The sequence below is a fragment of the Streptomyces sp. NBC_00203 genome, assembly GCF_045206325.1.
GTDB classification, from domain to species: domain Bacteria; phylum Actinomycetota; class Actinomycetes; order Streptomycetales; family Streptomycetaceae; genus Streptomyces; species Streptomyces lutosisoli.
Map to the genome: position 1 here is coordinate 7666699 of NZ_CP108126.1, position 18642 is coordinate 7685340.

An 18642-nucleotide genomic window follows, 5' to 3' on the forward strand; every position below is an offset into this window, starting at 1 on the left:
ATGACCACAGACAGCAGCGGCGACGTCCGCCTCTCCGGAATCAGCAAGACGTACGGCTCGTTCACCGCCGTGCACCCGCTCGACCTGACCGTCCCGCAGGGCTCCTTCTTCGCCCTGCTCGGCGCCTCCGGCTGCGGCAAGACCACCACCCTGCGCATGATCGCGGGCCTGGAGGAACCCTCCGGCGGCACCGTCTTCCTCGGCGACCAGGAGGTCACGCACCTGCCGCCGTACAAGCGGCCGGTGAACACCGTCTTCCAGTCGTACGCCCTCTTCCCGCACCTCGACATCTTCGAGAACGTCGCCTTCGGTCTGCGCCGGCGCGGCATCAAGTCGGTGAAGAAGCAGGTCGAGGAGATGCTCGACCTCGTACAGCTCGGTGAGCAGGCCCGCAAGAAGCCGCACCAGCTCTCCGGTGGCCAGCAGCAGCGCGTCGCGGTCGCCCGTGCGCTGATCAACCACCCCAAGGTGCTGCTCCTCGACGAGCCGCTCGGCGCCCTCGACCTCAAGCTGCGCCGCCAGATGCAGCTGGAGCTCAAGCGCATCCAGACCGAGGTCGGCATCACGTTCATCCATGTCACGCACGACCAGGAGGAGGCCATGACCATGGCCGACACGGTCGCCGTGATGAACGCGGGCCGCGTCGAACAGCTCGGCTCGCCCGCCGACCTCTACGAGAACCCGAACACCACGTTCGTCGCCAACTTCCTCGGCACCTCCAACCTCATCGAGGCCGAGGTCGACGCGAAGAACGGCGACGAGATCGCCCTCAAGGCGGGCGGCGGCAAGCTTCTGCTGCCCCAGGCGCGATGTTCCGCGCCGACGACCACCGGCGGCAAGGTGCTGGTCGGCGTCCGCCCGGAGAAGATCTCCCTCACGCACGCGGACGACGCGGGCGAGATCCCGGCGGGCCGCAACCGCATCACCGGCAAGATCGCCGACTCCAGCTTCATCGGCGTCTCCACGCAGTACGTCATCGACAGCCCCGTCTGCCCCGAGTTCGAGGTCTACGCCCAGAACATCGACCGCGACTCGCGGCTGGTGCCCGGCGCCGACGTCGTTCTGCACTGGAACCCGGCCCACACCTTCGGCCTGGACGCCGCGCAGGACATCGACGCCGGTGTCGAGTCGGTCGAGGAAGAGGCCGCCTGATGTCGACGCTCACCGAGGCGCCCCCGCCTCTCGCCCCCGACGCGACGGAGACGAAGCCGCCGCGCAAGCGGGGCCGCTGGACGCCGTACTGGCTGCTCCTGCCCGGCCTCCTGTGGCTGGTCGTCTTCTTCGCGCTGCCGATGATCTACCAGGGCTCCACGTCGATCCAGACGGGCTCCCTGGAGGACGGCTACAAGGTCACCTGGCACTTCGCGACCTACTGGGACGCGCTGTCCGAGTACTGGCCGCAGTTCGTGCGCTCGGTGTTCTACGCGGCGGCCGCGACGATCCTGTGCCTGGTGCTGGGCTATCCGCTGGCGTATCTCATCGCCTTCCGCGCGGGCCGCTGGCGCAACCTGATCATGATCCTGGTGATCGCTCCGTTCTTCACCAGCTTCCTGATCCGCACCCTCGCCTGGAAGACGATCCTCGCGGACGGCGGCCCGGTCGTCGGCGCCCTCAACTCGCTGCACGTCCTGGACGTCACCAGCTGGCTCGGCTGGACCTCCGGCGACCGTGTCCTGGCCACACCGCTCGCGGTGGTCTGCGGTCTGACGTACAACTTCCTGCCGTTCATGATCCTGCCGCTCTACACCTCCCTTGAGCGCATCGACGGGCGGCTCCACGAGGCGGCGGGCGACCTGTACGCCAAGCCGTTCACGACCTTCCGGAAGGTCACCTTCCCGCTGTCGATGCCGGGTGTCGTCTCCGGCACGCTGCTCACCTTCATCCCGGCCGCCGGTGACTACGTGAACGCCGAACTGCTCGGCTCCACGGACACCCGCATGATCGGAAACGTCATCCAGACGCAGTTCCTGCGGGTGCTGGACTATCCGACGGCCGCGGCCCTCTCGTTCATCCTCATGGCCGCGATCCTCTTCATGGTCACCTTCTACATCCGCAAGTCCGGGACGGAGGATCTGGTTTAAATGGCCTTCGTCAACTGGTTCAAGCGTCATTTCGTCGTCATCGCGGGACTGCTGACCCTCGGATATCTGCTGCTGCCGAACGTCGTCGTCACGGTGTTCTCCTTCAACAAACCGAAGGGGCGCTTCAACTACGAATGGCAGCAGTTCTCCATAGACGCGTGGAAGGACCCGTGCGGCGTCGCCGACATGTGCGGCTCGCTGTCCATCAGCCTCCAGATCGCCTTCTGGGCGACGGTCGGCGCCACGGTGCTCGGCACGATGATCGCCTTCGCGCTGGTCCGCTACCGCTTCCGCGCACGCGGCGCGGTGAACTCGCTGATCTTCCTGCCGATGGCGATGCCCGAGGTCGTCATGGCGGCCTCGCTGCTCACCCTGTTCCTCAACATGGGTGCTCAGCTCGGATTCTGGACGATCCTGATCGCCCACATCATGTTCTGCCTCAGCTTCGTCGTCACCGCCGTCAAGGCGCGTGTGATGTCGATGGACCCGCGCCTGGAGCAGGCGGCCCAGGACCTGTACGCCGGTCCCGCGCAGACCTTCCTCAGGGTCACCCTGCCCATCGCGGCCCCCGGAATCGCCGCGGGCGCGCTGCTTTCCTTCGCGCTCTCCTTCGACGATTTCATCATCACCAATTTCAACGCGGGCTCGACCGTCACCTTCCCCATGTTCGTCTGGGGTTCGGCACAGCGCGGAACACCCGTTCAGATCAATGTCATCGGCACGGCCATGTTCCTCATCGCCGTACTCTTCGTCCTGACCTCCATGGTCATCAACAATCGCCGCAACAAGCAAAAGGCGTAACCGCAAGAACCCTGTAGGGAGTTGAAATCATGGCCCCGAGCGCCATGAGCAGTTGGACAAAGTCTCTTGCCGACGCCCAGCCGGTGTCCTACTGGCTGGACGACCCCGGCAAACCCCGTCCCGAGCCCGCGCTCACCGGTGCCGAGACATGCGACCTGCTGGTCGTCGGCGGCGGCTACAGCGGACTGTGGACCGCGCTGATCGCCAAGGAGCGCGACCCGGGGCGTGACGTGGTCCTCGTCGAAGGCCGTGAGGTGGGCTGGGCCGCCTCCGGCCGCAACGGCGGCTTCTGCGCCGCATCCCTCACCCACGGTCTGGCCAACGGTCTGACCCGCTGGCCGGACGAGATCAAGAAGCTGGAGGAGCTGGGCGCCCGCAACCTCGACGAGATCGAGGCGGCGGTCGCCCGCTACTCCCTCGACTGCGACTTCGAGCGCAGCGGCGAGATCGACGTGGCCACCGAGCCGCACCAGGCGGCCGAACTGCGCGAGTGGCACCAGGAGCTGGAGCGCGAGGGCCTCGCGGACGGCGTCGAGTTCCTGGACACCGACGCGGTACGGGAACAAGTCGACTCACCAACCTTCCTCGCCGGGCTGCACGACCGCCGCGGCGTCGCCATGCTGCACCCCGCCAAGCTCGCCTGGGGCCTGAAGCGGGCGTGCGTGGAGCTCGGGGTGCGGGTGTACGAGCACACGCCCGCGCTCCAGTTGAAGCCGTACGGCGCCGGCATGGCCGTACGCACTCCGTACGGCTCGATCCGGGCCCGCCGGGTCGCCCTCGGCACCAACATCTTCCCGAACCTGGTCAAGCGCGTGCGCTCGTACACCGTTCCGGTCTACGACTACGCGCTGATGACCGAGCCGCTCAGCGCCGACCAGCTGGCGTCCATCGGCTGGAAGAACCGCCAGGGCCTCGGGGACTCGGCGAACCAGTTCCACTACTTCCGGCTGTCCGCCGACAACCGGATCCTGTGGGGCGGCTACGACGCGATCTACCCGTACGGCGGCCGGATGCGCGCCGAGTACGACGACCGCCCGGAGACGTACGCCAAGCTCGCGGGGCACTTCTTCACCTGCTTCCCGCAGCTGGAGGGACTTCGCTTCAGCCACGCCTGGGGCGGCGCGATCGACACCTGCTCGCGCTTCTCGGCGTTCTTCGGCACCGCCCACCAGGGCAAGGTCGCGTACGCGGCGGGCTACACGGGTCTGGGCGTGGGCGCGACGCGCTTCGGTGCCGACGTGATGCTGGACCTGCTGGCAGGGGAGACCACGGAGCGCACGTCGCTCGAAATGGTCCGCAAGAAGCCGCTGCCGTTCCCGCCCGAGCCCTTCGCCTGGACCGGCATCGCGCTCACCAAGTGGTCGCTGGCGCGGGCGGACTCGCACGGCGGCCGGCGCAATCTGTGGCTGAAGGCGATGGACAAGCTGGGGCTCGGTTTCGACAGCTGAGCCGGCCCCACCGGGGCGTGCGTGCCGTTCCATGATCCACATGATCCAGAGGCGTGCGCCCCGCTCATTCAGTGTGACCTGGCTCACTACCAACAAGTAGCCGAACCCGCGTAATGCCCGGCCCGAACCTCCCTCTCCCCTGTGGCGCGACCAGCGTCGACACGAGAAAGGGAGGTTCCGCCATGACAGGGGCTAAGACGGCGGTCGAGTGGCTGGCATCCGTAGCCCCGGATCCCGAGGCCTGTCGGTGGGAGTGGGAGCGCAATCCCCTCGGGGTGGCGCTGCTGCCGGCGGGCAAGGCCTGGGACGTACTCATCCTGCCGGGCGAGCTCGGCTATCCGACGCTCGACGTGCTGACCCGGGTGATCGACCAACTCGGGCCCGTGCTCGTCGACTTCGGGGACGCCCGGATGGGTTTCTTCGTGCCCGCGGGCACCGCGGCCCGGTGGCTCGGTACGGGGGTGCGCACAGCGGGGCGCGGTACGTGGATCGTGGTGCCGTACCCGGGAAGGTCGACCGGTGAGGTCCGCTGGCTGATCCCGCCGGACGGCTCGGGCACGCTCACCGATCCGGCACTGCTCGAACTGGCCATGCATGAGGCGGCGGCGGGTCTCGCCGGGAACGAGGACCGATAGCCGTGGCGGGGCGGGACCCCGGCATCTGTCATCGGTCTCGTGCGTTCCAGAGGTCTCGTCACTGGCACAGGTCTTGACAACAGAATTGGTCTGGACCAAGTTGGGCGCGTTCCACCCTCCTGATTCCCCCATGCCCGGAGGCAGTTGTGGATCGCGTCAGACGCAACAGACCATTCGTCCGTCGAAGGCTTCTCGCCGTGTGCACGGCCACCGTCCTGGCCGTACCCGGCCTTGCCGCGCTCTCGTCGGCCGCCCGTGCGGCCGACGCGGACCTCGCCAAGAACGGCGGGTTCGAATCGGGCCTGGACAGCTGGACCTGCACGGCGGCCAGTACCGTCAATTCACCTGTACGGAGCGGCAGTTCCGCGCTGAAGGCGACCCCGGCCGGCAGCGACTACGCGCAGTGCTCCCAAACGGTGACCGTCAAACCCGACTCCCAGTACACCCTCTCCGGCTACGTCCGGGGCAGCTACGTCTACCTCGGCGCGAGCGGCACCGGCACGACCGACGTCTCCACCTGGACCCAGTCCGCGACCGACTGGCAGCAGCTCACCACCACCTTCCGCACCGGCGCGTCCACCTCCAAGGTCACGATCTACACGCACGGCTGGTACGGCACCGGCACCTACTACGCCGACGATGTCTCCCTGACCGGCCCCGGCGTCGACGCGGGCCAGCCCCCGGCCGCGCCCACCGGCCTGACGGCCGGCGCGGTCACCTCCTCCAGCGTCGCGCTCTCGTGGTCCGCGGTGACCGGCGCGACGGGCTACGCCATCTACCGTGACGGCGTCAAAGTCCAGACAGCCACCGGGACTTCGGCAACGGTGAGCGGACTCTCGCCCTCGACGGCGTACTCCTTCCAGGTCGCCGCGACGAACGACGCGGGCGAGTCCGCCAAGTCGGCGACGGTGACCGCGACGACGTCAGCGGGCTCGGGCGGCTCGACCGACCTCCCCACTCACGCCCTGGTCGGCTACCTCCATGCCAGCTTCGCGAACGGCGCCGGCTACACCCGCATGGCCGACGTGCCCGACAGCTGGGACGTCATCGACCTGGCCTTCGGCGAACCGACCTCCACCACCTCGGGCGACATCCGCTTCACCCGCTGCCCCGTCACCGAGTGCCCGACGGTCGAGAGCGACGCCGACTTCAAGGCGGCGATCAAGGCGAAGCAGGCGGCGGGCAAGAAGGTCCTGATCTCCATCGGCGGCCAGAACGGCCAGGTGCAGCTCACCACGACGGCCGCCCGCGACACCTTCGTCTCCTCGGTCTCGAAGATCATCGACACCTACGGCCTGGACGGCCTGGACATCGACTTCGAGGGCCACTCGCTCTCCCTGGACGCGAGCGACACCAACTTCAAGAGCCCGACCACACCGGTGATCGTCAACCTCATCTCGGCACTGAAGACCCTGAAGGCCAAGTACGGCTCGAAGTTCGTCCTGACCATGGCCCCGGAGACCTTCTTCGTCCAGCTCGGCTACCAGTACTACGGCACGGGCAAGTGGGGCGGCCAGGACCCGCGCGCGGGCGCGTACCTCCCGGTCATCTACGCCCTGCGCGACGACCTGACCCTCCTGCACGTCCAGGACTACAACTCCGGCTCGATCATGGGCCTCGACAACCAGTACCACTCCATGGGAGGCGCCGACTTCCACATCGCCATGACCGACATGCTCCTGACCGGCTTCCCGGTGGCGGGCGACGCGAACAACGTCTTCCCGCCACTGCGCCCCGACCAGATCGCCATCGGCATGCCGGCCTCGACGAACGCGGGCAACGGCTACGTATCACCGTCCGAGGTCGACAAGGCCCTGGACTGCCTGACCAAGAAGATCAACTGCGGCTCGTACGCGACCCATGGCACCTGGCCCGGTCTGCGCGGCCTGATGACGTGGTCGGTCAACTGGGACCGGTACTCGAACTGGGAGTTCCAGAAGAACTTCGACGGGTACTTCGGCTGAGGAAGAGCCACAGCGAGGACAGCAGCACCGCGCAGAGGCACCAACTGGCCACCACGTCCAGTGGCCAGTGGTAGCCGCGCCGGATCAGGCCGAAGGCGACGAGGGCGTTGAGGAGGAGGCAGATGATGACCAGCCCCCGGCGGGCGTGCCCCGTACGCAGCCAGGGGAGGAGGAGCAGGGTCGCGGCGCCGTACGCGATGGCGGCGGCCGCGGTGTGGCCCGAAGGGTAGAAGCCCGTGCCCGGGCCCATGACCGGGGGGCCGGGGCGGGCGACGAGTTCCTTGAGGGGCACGATCAGTGCCGGGACGGCCGCCATCAGGACCGCCGCGGCCGTGGACGGCAGCCACCAGCGGTCCGTGCCCGCCCGGTGGGCGCGGACGGCGGCGTACGCGAGGGCGACGGCGAGGACCGGGACGGCGACAGTGATGTTGCCGAGGTCGGCCAGGAGTTCGTAGAACCGGCTCGGATGGACCAGCGAGCGGCTGAGGTGTTCGTCCGCGCGGGCGAGGGGGCCGTGGGCCGCGACCTGCCAGGTGATCAGCGCGAAGAGGAGGGCCGGAAGGCCGAGGAGGAGGAAGGTCGGCCGCCCCGGAACAGGGGGGGTAGTTCCGAGACGGCCGTCCAGATCGGAATGCCGCGCGCCCCGGGGGGTTTGGGGCGGGCGACTGTCCGATCGGTGAGGAGATCCGGAGCCGGAAGCTCCGGGTGTGTGCGCGAGGGCACGACCAGGGCGAAGCTGGGGAGGCCTCGACCCGGTGTCACCCACAGTCCCCTGTGGGCGGGGTGTATCTCTCATCTGGGTAGAACCTACGGCAGGGTGTGGGGCTCCGACAGGCGGAATCGCGTCCCGTCATGCACCTCGCACACCTTCTTCACACGCTCTGACGACGGCCGCCCCACCACCGGAACCAAGCGGAATCCGCGTGAGCGGCGGGCCCGGTTCCGGTGCTGGGGCGGGTGGGACGTCAGATGCGGGCGAAGGCCTGCTCGATGATGTCGAGGCCCTCGTTCAGGAGGTCCTCGCCGATGACCAGCGGGGGCAGGAAGCGGAGGACGTTGCCATAGGTGCCACAGGTCAGGACCAGCAGGCCCTCCTGGTGGCAGGCCTTGGCGAGCGCGCCGGCGGCCTCGGCGTTCGGCTCCTTGGTGTCGCGGTCCTTGACCAGCTCGATCGCGATCATCGCGCCACGGCCGCGGACGTCGCCGATGATGTCGAACTTCTCGGCCATGGCACCGAGGCGGGCCTTCATGACCGTCTCGATGTTCTTCGCCTTGGCGTTGAGGTCGAGCTCCTTCATCGTCTCGATGGCGCCGAGCGCACCCGCGCAGGCCACCGGGTTGCCGCCGTACGTGCCGCCCAGGCCGCCCGCGTGCGCGGCGTCCATGATCTCGGCGCGGCCGGTGACGGCGGCGAGCGGCAGACCGCCCGCGATGCCCTTGGCGGTGGTGATCAGGTCCGGGACGATGCCCTCGTCCTCGCAGGCGAACCACTGGCCGGTGCGGCAGAAGCCGGACTGGATCTCGTCCGCGACGAAGACGATGCCGTTGTCCTTGGCGAACTTGCTGATGGCCGGAAGGAAGCCCTTCGCGGGCTCGATGAAGCCGCCCTCGCCGAGCAGCGGCTCGATGATGATCGCGGCGACGTTGTCCGCGCCGATCTGCTTGTTGATCATGTCGATGGCCTGGGCGGACGCCTCGGCACCGGCGTTCTCCGGACCGGTCAGCCAGCGGTAGCCGTACGCCACCGGCACCCGGTAGACCTCGGGCGCGAACGGGCCGAAGCCGTTCTTGTACGGCATGTTCTTGGAGGTCAGCGCCATCGTCAGGTTCGTACGGCCGTGGTAGCCGTGGTCGAAGACGACGACGGCCTGGCGCTTGGTGTACGCACGGGCGATCTTGACGGCGTTCTCGACGGCCTCGGCGCCCGAGTTGAACAGGGCCGACTTCTTGGCGTGGTCACCCGGCGTGAGCTCGGCCAGCGCCTCGGCGACGGCGACGTAACCCTCGTACGGCGTGACCATGAAACAGGTGTGGGTGAAGTCCTGGAGCTGGGCGCTCGCCCGGCGTACGACGGCCTCGGCGGAGGCGCCGACGGACGTCACCGCGATGCCGGAGCCGAAGTCGATCAGGCGGTTGCCGTCGACGTCCTCGATGATGCCGCCGCCGGCGCGCGTGGTGAAGACGGGGAGCACCGAGCCCACACCGGCCGCCACCACGGCGGTACGGCGGGCCTGCAGCTCCTGCGACTTCGGGCCGGGGATGGCGGTGACGACGCGGCGCTCCTGCGGAAGTGCGGTCATGAGGGGCTCCCTGATGATCTGATCCTGCGCCCCGGACGGCCCCGGCGGACGGGGTTCTCCGGGCGGGGGTGTTTTCGGACGCTTGCCTTCTTTCTTCGCAGGCTAGGGCCGGAGGCGGGGGGTCGGCATGCTCCATGTGGGAGTCGTCGCGGAATTCGCTTGTCCGCGGTGGACATAGAGCGGCGGGGAGCCCGGCGGCCGTGTATCGCCGCAGGCCTGGCCCGGTGAACGGTGAACTCGCCCTGCGGGGGGCACTAGATTGGCCCACGGACGACGCACGGAGCGGCTGGTCAGGGGGCAAGGGCGATGGACAGCGACGGGACGCAGGACGCGCGGGGTACGCATGCCAATCCTGTGCCGCGTCCGGCGGGGCCGCCGGACGTGCCGGGGCCGTCGGACAGGGCGGTGCCGCCGGGCGTGCCCACGGTGCCGGGCGCGCCGCCCCGGCCCGCGCGGGCACCTGGAATGCCGCCGCTTCCGGACGGGTCCGCCTTTCTGGCGTGGGTGCGTGCTTCGCGGCCCGAGGCGGCGCTCGGGGTGTGGCGGTTCGGGCACCGGCCGCGGCCGGAGGAGGAGCCCGAGCAGATTCCGGCCCGGCAGCTGCTGAGCGGGGCGGTCATCGCCTTCCTGGTGGGGTGGCTGATCTGGTCGCTGCTCTGGAACGGGTATCTGGGCGGCTGGTGGGTGCTGCCGCTGGAACTGTTCACGCCCGATTCCTGGCGCCACAGCGGCGACCAGGTCGGGAACGCGTTCCTCTGGTACGGCTACTACACGCTGATCGCCCTCGTCATCATGATCGGGGTCGGGCGGTTGGGCCGTTGGGGGGAAGTGTGGCGGCGTTATGGGCTGCCGGCCTGGCAGCGCGCCGCGCCCGTGAGTGAGCGCGCGCCCGCCCCCGAGGACGACCCCGCGCAGTGGAACGAGCTCCGCGCCGCCGGTGCGGGTGACGCCGCCGAACGGCTCGCCGTCGAGGCCCGCGCCGGGCTGATGCGCGATGTCGACCACGCCCGGATCGCGCGGGCCTGGCAGGGCGTACGGAGCGGGCGGCACAGTCTCGCCACATTCACCGGAGCCGTGCTGAAGGACGGGGCCGCCGCCTGTCTGCACCCCTCGGGGGACCGGGACCTGCCCGGTCGGCTCGCCCGGCACGACCTTGTCACCGGACAGGTGCGGCTCGGGACGACCGCAGACGATCCGCGCAATCCGTACGCCTACCGCGGCACCGGGCTCGCCCTCGGCCCCGATCTGCTGGGAACCTCGCTCCTCGCTGTCGGGCCTCCCGGCTCCGGCAAGACCGGTGGCGTCGTCTGGCCGCTCGCCGAGTCGCTGTGCCTGCACGCGCTGGCCGGGCGGGCCGCCGTCGTCGTGGTGGGTGCCGCGGGCGCCGGGCTCGGGCCCGTCGACGCGTACGACGTCGTCGTACGGATCGGGAATCCCGAATCCGTGTACGACCTCGACCTGTACGGCGGGACCACCGACCCCGACGAAGCCGCGGCCGTGCTCGCCGAGGCGCTCGTCGGGGACCTCGCCGATCCGCACCCCGGAGGCGACAGCCGCCGGTCGACCACCGTGCTCGCCCAGCTGCTGGGGCCTTTCAAGGCCGTCCACGGCCGCTTCCCGTCCGTGCCCGAGCTGCGGCAGCTCCTCGACGGCACACCCGGACCGCTCGGCGCGCTGCGCAAGGCCCTGGAGGACACCGGGCAGGAGTCGCTGCTACGGGAACTCGACGCGCGGGAGCGGCAGTTGGGGCACCCCGGGGATGTCGGCAGCGTGCTGGCCGACCGGGTCGCCCTGCTCGACCGGCCCGCGTTCGCCGGATTCTTCGACACCTCCGGGCAGTCGCGGCCCTTCTCGCTGCGCGCCCTCGACCATCCGGTGCGCGTACGGATCGACCTGCCCGCGCGCGGGCACGCCGACGCCTCACGGATCCTCGCCCGGCTGGTGCTCGCACAGTTCACGGCGAGTGTCGCCGTGCGGGAGGACCGGTCGCTGTTCGCCTGTCTGGTGCTCGACGACGCGACCGGGGTCGTCACACCCGAGGCCGTACGGGGGATTCAGCGGCTGCGCTCCGGGAACGCGGGGGCCGTGCTCACGCTCCGCACGCTCGACGACGCGCCCCGGCCGCTGCGCAGCCCGCTGCTCGGCTCCATCGGGTGCCGTATGGCGCTGTCCGGGCTCACCCCCTGGGACGGGCAGGACTTCGCCGAGGTCTGGGGCAAGGAGTGGACCGAGGCGCGGGACGTCACCGACCGGCAGATCATCGCGGAGACCCCGGCGGGCAAGGCGCTGCACGTGCTGCGACGGGTGATCACCGGCCGGGCGCCGACCGCCCGTGCCGTCACCGTGCGGCAGGTCGAGCGGGAGCGGTGGTCGGCGTCCGAGCTGGCGCACGGGGTGCCGCCGGGGCACGCGGTGCTGTCGCTGACCAATGTGAAGGGGGAGCACGCGCCGCCGTTGCTGGTGGATCTGCGGGGCTGAGCGGGACGTGACGTACGGGCCGGATGTACGGGGCTGAGCTGGACGTATGGGCATGAGGTCACCCGGTGACCGTACGGTGAGGCAGAATTGACACAGGTCGTTCATACGTCGCGGCCAAAAGATCACCAAGATCACACAGACATGAAGGCCTCATGCCCCCCACGCTCGCCTCGCTCGTCCACCACTCCGCGCTCAAGCTGACCGTGCGTGCGGGCGAGGACCGTCTGGACGTGCCCGTCCGCTGGGCGCACGTCAGCGAGCTCGCCGACCCCGTGCCCTACATGGAGGGCGGGGAACTGCTGCTGATCACCGCGCTCAAGCTGGACGCGGAGGATCCCGAGGTCATGCGCCGCTATGTGAAGCGGCTGGTGGGAGCGGGGGTGGTCGGGCTCGGCTTCGCTGTCGGGGTCAACTACGACGAGATCCCGAAGGCGCTCCTCGACGCGGCGGAGGAGGAAGGGCTGCCGCTGCTGGAAGTGCCGCGGCGCACCCCCTTCCTCGCCATCAGCAAGGCCGTCTCGGCCGCCATCGCCGCGGATCAGTACCGGGCCGTCACCGCGGGGTTCGCCGCGCAGCGCGAGCTCACCAAGAAGGCGCTGAACGACGGGCCCGAGGGGCTGCTCGCCTCGCTCGCCGGGCAGGTCGACGGGTGGGCGGCGCTGTACGACGCGTCCGGCGCCGTCGTCGCCACCGCGCCCGACTGGGCGGGGCGGCGGGCCGCGCGGCTCACGCCGGACGTGGAACGGCTGCGGGAGCGGCCCGCGCCGGCCAGCTCCGTCGTGGGCGGCGAAGACCGGGAAGACCGGGTGGAACTGCACTCCCTCGGCACCGGGCGCCGGCCGCGCGCCGCGCTCGCCGTGGGGACGGCGGCCGCCCTGGGGACCGCCGAGCGGTACGCCGTGCACTCGGCCATTGCCCTGCTGACGCTCACCACGGAGCGGTCGCGGTCGTTGCAGGCGGCCGAGCAGCGGATCGGTGCGGCTGTGCTGCGCATGCTGCTCGCCGGGGAGCCCGACCATGCCAGGACCGTCGCCGGGGAGCTGTACGGGGAGCTGCTGGACGCTCCGTTCCGGCTGATCCTCGCCGAGTCGGCGTCCGCGTCGGCCGCGCGGGCGCACGCCGACGGGCACGCGCGCGTGGCCGCGAAGGCACCCTCCGCTGCCGCCGTCGCCGTGCCCGACACCAACGGTGACCCGCTCGGCGGGCTCGCCGAGGTCGTCGAGTCCGCCGCCGCGCGCGCCGGTGAGTCCGTGCTGGTCGTGCCCGACGGGGAGCGGCTTGTCGTGCTCGCGGTGGACGGGGGTGCGGCGGTTTCCGCGTGCGGGGAGTACGCGGTGGCTCTGGAGGCCGCGCGGGCGGCCGTGCGGGAGCAGCCCGCCGGGGACGAGGACGAGCTGGTGGTGGGGCTGTCGGCGCCGGCCGGGCCGATCGCCGCGGCGGCCGCCTACAAGCAGGCCGAGCAGGCGTTGTCCGTGGCTCGGCGGCGGGGGCGGTTCCTTGTCGAGCATGAGGAGCTGGCCGCGGGGTCCGTGTTGCCGTTGCTGGCGGATGACGCTGTGCGGGCGTTCGCGGACGGGTTGCTGCGGGCGTTGCACGAGCATGACGCGACTGGGCGGGGGGATCTGGTGGCCTCGTTGCGGGCGTGGCTGTCCCGGCACGGTCAGTGGGACGCCGCCGCAGCCGATCTTGGTGTGCATCGGCACACGCTTCGGTATCGGATGCGGAGGGTCGAGGAGATCCTTGGGCGGTCGCTGGATGACCCGGATGTGCGCATGGAACTCTGGCTGGCGCTGAAGGCTACTTCCGCGGCGGGGGAGTAGGGGTTTCCTCGCCCCCGCCGCCCCTACCCGTCCCATCCCCAGGGGCTCCGCCCCTTCGACCCCGTGAGTTGTTGGCCGGCTGCGGGTGCGTGGGGGCTGGTCGCGCAGTTCCCCGCGCCCCTAAAAACACGCCGGTCCACCCCGGGTTCCTTTAAGGGGCGCGGGGAACTGCGCGACCAGCCCCCACCCACCCGCGGCCGACACACAACCCAGGGGGCTGGGGGCGGAGCCCCCGGGATGGCCAAAGCGGCGTACCCCCCGTACCGACTGCTACGACTCGGACAAACGCCCCACGGGCGCCGCGGCCCTACCGTTGAACAGGAAAACCACGAACAACACCCCCAACGCGGAAGGGCCGGACTCGCACATGACCTCCACCCACGCTTTCTGGCTCGCCGGCCGCCAGGCCACCGGTGAGACCACGTTCGACGTCACCTCGCCGTGGGACGGTCGCCTCGTCGGCCAGGTCAGCGTGCCGACCGACGCGCAGGTCGAGGAGGCCGTGGCCGCCGCGTACGCCGTACGGGACGAGTTCGCCGCCACCCCGGCCCACGTCCGCGCCGCCGCCCTCGACCACGTGAGCAAGCGCCTGGCCGAGCGCACCGAGGAGATCGCGCAGCTCATCTCCGCCGAGAACGGCAAGCCGATCAAGTGGGCCCGCGGCGAGGTCGGCCGTGCGGTGTCCGTGTTCCGGTTCGCCGCGGAGGAAGCCCGCCGGTTCAACGGCGGCGAGGCACAGCGCCTCGACACCGACCTCGGCGGCCAGGGGCGGCTCGCCCTCACCCGGCGGTTCCCGAAGGGTGTCGTCCTCGGCATTGCGCCGTTCAACTTCCCGCTGAACCTCTGCGCCCACAAGATCGCCCCGGCCATCGCCGCCGGCGCGCCGATCATCCTGAAGCCCGCGCCCGCGACCCCGCTGTCGGGCCTCATCATCGGCGACCTGCTCGCCGAGACCGAGCTGCCCGCCGGGTCGTGGAGCATCCTGCCCGTCGCCAACGAGCGGATGCCCGCCCTCGTGCAGGACGAGCGGCTGCCCGTCATCTCCTTCACCGGGTCCGAGAAGGTCGGTTACGCGATCATGGACTCGGTGCCGCGCAAGCACTGCACCCTGGAGCTGGGCGGCAACGGCGCGGCCGTCGTGCTGGCCGACTTCGCGAGCGACGAGGACCTGGACTGGGCCGCGACGCGCATCGCGACCTTCTCCAACTACCAGGGCGGCCAGTCCTGCATCTCCGTGCAGCGCGTGATCGCCGACGCCTCCGTCTACGAGCGCCTGCTGCCCCGTATCGTCGCCGCCGTCGAGGCCCAGGTCACCGGTGACCCGTCCGACGCCACGACGGACGTCGGCCCGCTGGTCAGCGAGGACGCCGCCAAGCGCGTCGAGTCGTGGGTCGACGAGGCCGTCCAGGCCGGTGCCGCGCTGCTCGCCGGTGGCAAGCGGGACGGTGCCTCCTACGCGCCGACCGTCCTCGCCGACGTACCGGCCGACGTCACCGTCTCCTGCGAGGAGGTCTTCGGGCCCGTCCTCACCGTGCAGAAGGTGGACGGCGAGGCCGAGGCCTTCGCAGCCGTCAACTCCTCCAAGTACGGCCTCCAGGCGGGCGTGTTCACCCACGACCTCCAGGTCGCCTTCCGCGCCCACCGCGCGCTCGAGGTCGGCGGCGTCGTGGTCGGCGACGTGCCCTCCTACCGCGCGGACCAGATGCCGTACGGCGGTGTGAAGCAGTCCGGCGTCGGCCGCGAGGGCGTGAAGTTCGCGATGGACGACTACACCTACGAGCGGGTGCTGGTGCTCACGGGCCTCGCCCTCTGACCCGACCCCACTCAAGCCGACGGCCGGAGCCCACTGTGCGGGGGCTCCGGCCGTCGGCGTATTCGAGTCTTCGAGCCTGTCCGAAAAGACGCTGTAGCTTGTGACAATCGTTTTCAGCTAAGGTCTCCTCGAAGGGGCCCGGCACCGATGCCTTCCGGTGCCGGACCCCTGTGCCGGCTTCTCCGGACCCTCAACCGGAGAAGCCGACGTGCGCGAGCCGCAGCGGGCCGCGCAGCCTGAGGTGTACGTCGTGCACGGCGGCGACGGAGGTGATCTCCGCGTCGAGCGTGGTGTAGTCGTACGGTCCCTTCGTCCCGTTCAGGGTCAGCTCCGTGATCAACGGGCCACCGTCCAGGGAAAGTTCCACGACTCCCTCGCCAGCCGCCTCGACGCTGATCCCCGTGACGCCGTCGCCGAACTCGCAGCCCCGGAAGACGAGTTCGCCCGTCTCGCCGTCCACCGGTGTCACCGCGTCGCCCGACACCTTCGTACGGTCGACGATGACGATGTTCCGCTGCTCGTCGAAGTCGGCCGCGTTCAGGCCGCGTTCGCGGACGGGGCGGGGCGCGCCGGGCTCGCCGTCGAGTTCGACCGTCGCGCGGAGCCGGACGTCCTCGCTGGACGCGCCGGCCAGCAGCTCGTACGCGCCCGGCTCCAGGCGTGGGCGGTCGAGTGCCACGTCCCAGAACTCGAAGGCGGAGAGCGGGAGCTCGAAGGTGAGTTCCGTCGAGGCGCCGGGGGCGAGGTGGACCCGGCGGTACGCCGCCAGTTCGCGGCGGGGGCGGGGCACGGACGGGTCGACGGCGCGGGTGTACAGCTGGGCCACCTCGTCGGCGGCCGTCCCGCCGGTGTTGGTGACGGTGAAGGAGACCGCCAGCGCGCCCGCGCGCTGCTGGATGTGAAGATCTGCGTATGCGAACGACGTGTACGACAAGCCGTGTCCGAACGGGAACAGCGGCGTGCCCTCGAAGTACAGATACGTCTGGCGGGCCCCGATGACGTCGTAGTCGAGGAGGTCGGGCAGGTCGTCGTCGGTGGCGTACCAGGTCTGCGGGAGGCGGCCCGCGGGGGAGACGTCGCCGGCGAGGGCGCGGGCCAGGGCGGTGCCCGCCGCCTGGCCGCCGTGTGCGGTCCAGAGCACGGCCGGGAGGTCGCCGGGATCCACCGCGTACGGGTACGCGGAGACCAGGACCAGTGCGGTGTTCGGGTTCGCGGCGCGGGCGGCGCGCAGCAGGCGCTCCTGGTGTGCGGGGAGCCGGAGCGTGGTGCGGTCCTCCGTCTCGCGGCCGTTGATGTGCGGGTCGTTGCCCGCGACGACGAGGACGACATCGGCGGAGGCGGCCGCGCGGGCGACCGCGTCCTCCCCGCGCTCGGCGAACTCCAGCTCGAAGATTTCCGCGTTCTCGGCGGCAACCTTTACGCCGTCGGCGGCGACAGAAACGTACCTGCCCGTCCCTGCGTGCTTGAGGAGGTGACCGTTCTCGTGGGATTCGGAGGGTTCCAGGTGGAACGTCTCCTGGACGACCCAGCCGCCGGGCTGATCGGCGGAGGCACGGACATAGCCGTCGTCGGCGACCGAGAGATAGCGGCCGTCGGGCGCGCGCAGCGTCAGTACACCCTCGCCCCAGTCGATCAGCGCCAGTTCGGTGCCGGCCGCGTCGGCGGTCAGCGGGGGCAGGTCCGTGCGCCCCGCGAGGAGCGCCGGGTCCAGCGCGCCCTCGGCGCCGCGCACCTCGTCGCCCGCCTCGCCGACGGCGGGCACCGACAGATACGTGCCGTAGGACGTCCTCAGGCGTACCCGGTCCACACCCTCCGCGAAGTCCACGCGCTCGGCGCCGAAGCGCTCGTACAGGCCCTCCAGGGGGGTCGAGCGGTGGATGAGCGTGCCGCTGTACCAGTCGAGCTTGCACTCGTCGGCGAGGAGGCCGACGACGGCGATACGGGCGCCTTCGGAGAGCGGCAGCAGGCCGTCGTTCTTGAGGAGCACGATCGCCTGCTCCGCCGCCTCCTGGGCGAGGGCGCGGTGGGCCGGGGTGTCGAAGTCCTTGGCGGCCGTGATGTCCGCGTAGGGGTCCAGCCGCGGGTCGAACTCGCCCAGCCGGAAGCGGATCGCCAGCTGGCGGCGGACCGCCTCGTCGATGTCGGCCTCGCTCAGCAGTCCCTGGACCAGGGCACCCTGGACGCGTTCGACGATCTTCGAGCTGTCCGTGCCGTGGTCGGTGAAGCTGTCGACGCCGGCGAGGATCGCGGCCGCGGTGGCCTCCTCGTGGGTGTCGAAGTAGTGCTCGGAGTCGACCAGGTTGGAGGGCGCGCCCGCGTCCGAGCAGACCAGCAGCTCCTGGTCGGTCCAGGCGCGCAGGTGCTCGCGCAGATAGGGCGAGACGTGGTTGGGGCGGCCGTTGACCAGGTTGTACGCGGGCATCACACCGGCCACCGCGCCCGCCTCGACCGTCTCGCGGAAGGCTCGCAGATCGTACTCGTGCAGCACACGCGGGCGGACCGAGGAGGACGAAGTGTCCCTGTCGGTCTCGTTGTTGTGCGCGAGCCAGTGCTTGAGGACCGGCGCCGTACGCCAGTACGCCGGGTGGTCGCCGCGCAGACCGCGCGTGTACGCGGTGGCGATGGCGGAGGTGAGCTTCGGGTCCTCCGAGTAGCCCTCCTCGTTGCGGCCCCAGAGCGGGTGGCGCAGCAGATTGACCGTGGGGGACCAGACGTTGAGGCCCACGCGGTCGTCGCGGGCGCGCATCGCGCGGGTCTCGGCCGAGACGGCCTCGCCGACACGGCGTACGAGGTCGTCGTTCCAGGTCGCGCCCAGGCCCACGGCCTGGGGGAAGACCGTTGCCGGGCCCATCCAGGCCACGCCGTGCAGCGCCTCCTGGCCGGTGCGGAAGGCGGCGACGCCGAGCCGCTCGACGGCGGGCGCGAACTGGTGCAGGAACGCGATGCGCTCGTCGAGCGTGAGCCGCGCCAGCAGGTCGTCGATGCGCTTCGCGAACGGCAGCCGCGCATCACGGAAAGGCGGCGTAGGCGGCGTTTGTGCGGTCACGTGGTGATCCCTTTGCGGTGGAGCGACGGGGCGCTTTCGAAGCGCTTCGATGCTCATTCGACCGAGGGGTGGGTGTCAAGACACCCCGGCGCAACAACTCCGTTTCCTCACCGTGATTTCAAGTGCCAGGCGGAGCCGCTCTGTTACGCGATACCTCCGAGGAATCTTGGAATCGACTCTTGTGCACCCCCGAGCGTTCACTTAACCTCGCAGCAACATCGAAGCGCTTCGACAGACGAACGGTCCTCCTCGGAGG

Annotated in this window: 12 protein-coding genes; 9 read left to right on the top strand and 3 right to left on the bottom strand. The window is 70.5% G+C overall.

All coding sequences use genetic code 11. The features are described from left to right. The 6 genes from OG975_RS34350 to OG975_RS34375 all read left to right on the top strand — a co-directional run bounded on the left by OG975_RS34350 (position 1) and on the right by OG975_RS34375 (position 6929). Positions 1–1152, top strand: a complete 1152-nt coding sequence (locus OG975_RS34350; protein WP_406333188.1) for an ABC transporter ATP-binding protein — start codon at positions 1–3, stop codon at positions 1150–1152. Further along, the gene (locus OG975_RS34355) at positions 1152–2081 is read left to right on the top strand and encodes an ABC transporter permease (protein WP_406333190.1); all 930 of its coding nucleotides are present in this window, start codon (positions 1152–1154) and stop codon (positions 2079–2081) included. The genes OG975_RS34350 and OG975_RS34355 overlap by 1 nt, the downstream gene beginning before the upstream one ends. Next, on the top strand, positions 2082–2882 hold the full coding sequence (locus OG975_RS34360; RefSeq protein ID WP_330307635.1) for an ABC transporter permease: 801 nt from the start codon (positions 2082–2084) through the stop codon (positions 2880–2882). A 29-nt stretch (positions 2883–2911) separates the two neighbouring features. After that, on the top strand, positions 2912–4330 hold the full coding sequence (locus OG975_RS34365) for an NAD(P)/FAD-dependent oxidoreductase (RefSeq protein ID WP_406333191.1): 1419 nt from the start codon (positions 2912–2914) through the stop codon (positions 4328–4330). A 182-nt stretch (positions 4331–4512) separates the two neighbouring features. Further along, complete coding sequence (locus OG975_RS34370; protein ID WP_406333193.1) at positions 4513–4965, top strand: hypothetical protein; 453 nt, start codon at positions 4513–4515, stop codon at positions 4963–4965. 146 nt (positions 4966–5111) lie between these two features. Next, positions 5112–6929 (top strand): chitinase, encoded by a 1818-nt coding sequence (locus tag OG975_RS34375; RefSeq protein ID WP_406333194.1) that lies wholly within the window; start codon positions 5112–5114, stop codon positions 6927–6929. Here the strand turns inward: OG975_RS34375 and OG975_RS34380 are convergent. Continuing rightward, positions 6868–7695, bottom strand: a complete 828-nt coding sequence (locus OG975_RS34380; RefSeq protein WP_406333196.1) for a phosphatase PAP2 family protein — start codon at positions 7693–7695, stop codon at positions 6868–6870. The genes OG975_RS34375 and OG975_RS34380 overlap by 62 nt on opposite strands. A 199-nt stretch (positions 7696–7894) precedes the next feature. Further along, on the bottom strand, positions 7895–9229 hold the full coding sequence (gene gabT, locus OG975_RS34385) for a 4-aminobutyrate--2-oxoglutarate transaminase (RefSeq protein WP_330307640.1): 1335 nt from the start codon (positions 9227–9229) through the stop codon (positions 7895–7897). A gap of 306 nt (positions 9230–9535) precedes the next feature. Here gabT and OG975_RS34390 point away from each other — a divergent pair, with 306 nt between their 5' ends. From OG975_RS34390 to OG975_RS34400, 3 genes are all read left to right on the top strand, one after another. After that, positions 9536–11707, top strand: a complete 2172-nt coding sequence (locus OG975_RS34390; protein ID WP_406333197.1) for an ATP-binding protein — start codon at positions 9536–9538, stop codon at positions 11705–11707. A 152-nt stretch (positions 11708–11859) separates the two neighbouring features. After that, positions 11860–13527 carry a PucR family transcriptional regulator gene (locus tag OG975_RS34395; protein WP_406333199.1) on the top strand — a complete coding sequence of 556 codons (1668 nt, stop codon included), beginning with the start codon at positions 11860–11862 and terminating at the stop codon, positions 13525–13527. Between the two features lie 367 nt (positions 13528–13894). Then, positions 13895–15340, top strand: a complete 1446-nt coding sequence (locus OG975_RS34400) for an aldehyde dehydrogenase family protein (RefSeq protein WP_327432102.1) — start codon at positions 13895–13897, stop codon at positions 15338–15340. 190 nt (positions 15341–15530) lie between these two features. Here OG975_RS34400 and OG975_RS34405 read toward each other — a convergent pair whose 3' ends face one another. Then, complete coding sequence (locus OG975_RS34405) at positions 15531–18386, bottom strand: glycoside hydrolase family 3 C-terminal domain-containing protein (RefSeq protein ID WP_406333201.1); 2856 nt, start codon at positions 18384–18386, stop codon at positions 15531–15533. Positions 18387–18642 lie beyond the last annotated feature (256 nt).